This is a genomic window from Morganella sp. HMSC11D09 (genome assembly GCF_001807955.1).
Classification (GTDB): Bacteria; Pseudomonadota; Gammaproteobacteria; order Enterobacterales; family Enterobacteriaceae; genus Morganella; species Morganella morganii.
Genome location: NZ_KV791699.1, coordinates 3,561 through 4,790 on the forward strand (window position 1 = coordinate 3,561; position 1,230 = coordinate 4,790).

The following is a 1,230-nucleotide window of genomic DNA, read 5'->3' on the forward strand; positions in this document are numbered from 1 at the left end:
TGGGTAAAAGTGAGAGAAAGTGAATAGTTGCCGCCGCCGAGCGGGGTGAGTTTATGCTCGTCGCACCGGTACAAACCGACAGGCTCAAGCGGCGGACTCCACTGAAAAGCCCTTATACCGCCGTGACGGTCGATAAACTGACGGATGGCCGCGATATACTCACCGCGACCGGTAAATTCCAGTGACCACTTTTGGCTGCGTGCGTTGATACCGTCACCGAACACCTGCTCATAACCATCACCGAATTTAGCCTTGCGGGTTTTATAGGTGATATCCTCCGTGGGGTTTACACGGGGATACCAGGTGAATGTGTCTATCATTATTACCACCAATAAAAAACCCGCCGGAGCGGGTCATTATCAATTATTGTGCTTTTTGTAGTTTATCCTTGGCCTGTTCAATAGCCGCCACCTCTATATCTGACAACGTGCTATTCTTCATTAAAGGGAGCCGCACACTAATTCGGATATCGGAAAGTGGTGTATCATCATCCAAATAAACATGCACCGTTGCTACAATTCCAGCACCATTTTCATTATCAAACGCCGTAATATCCTGGACCATGTAAAGCATTTTTATCTCCTACCGTTTATTGCATTCCAGAGCGGGGTGCCTGGTCTCTGAGCCTGATCACTGATAGTCTCGATAACAGCAGTCTTTAATTGCTGCTTTATCCCGGCGGCATCAGATGATGAACCATCACCACCATTTGTTTTTTCAAAATGAATATCTCCTATACTGACGGAAAAACCACCAGTGCCGCCGCCATCACCACCATATACCCGTACACCGAGATTCCCGTCCGGCCCGCGTTTAAGGGGCATAATGGCTTCCGGTCCAGCTTCGCCCATCAGTCCAGCGCTCGGCGCACCTCCCTTAGCAAAAGCAAACAGTGTCGGGCTGCTGACGACTTGGTTACTATATGTACTCAGTCCAGGAGAATCATAAACCCCACCTTTGGCATTCGCTGTAATGCCACCACTTAGAAATCCTCCAATCTGACCAATCCACCCGCCAGCACCAGCCATTGATTTAATGCTGTTCACAATGGCCGCGTTAACCAGTATTTTCTGGATGGATTTAAGGACATCTATTGACCAGTCGCGCCAGCTGGCTTTATTTCCGTTCAGCATGTCAGTGATGTTATTCACCATACCGCCCATGGCGCTCTGCACTGCTGATGCGGTTTGCTCCGCATAATCTCCGGCCTCAGCAACCCAGTCTTCCATC

General features: G+C 49.3%; 3 protein-coding genes. All 3 read right to left on the reverse strand.

From position 1 onward, the window contains the following. A partial coding sequence (locus tag HMPREF3119_RS18870; RefSeq protein ID WP_083297281.1) for a phage tail protein occupies positions 1 to 320 on the reverse strand: 320 nt, incomplete at its 3' end. Between the two features lie 43 nt (positions 321 to 363). Then, entirely contained in the window at positions 364 to 573 is a 210-nt protein-coding gene (locus HMPREF3119_RS14100; RefSeq protein WP_070580067.1) for a hypothetical protein, read from the reverse strand. Between the two features lie 2 nt (positions 574 to 575). Beyond that, the coding region (locus HMPREF3119_RS14105) for a phage tail tape measure protein (RefSeq protein WP_246829284.1) at positions 576 to 1,230 on the reverse strand (655 nt) is incomplete at its 5' end.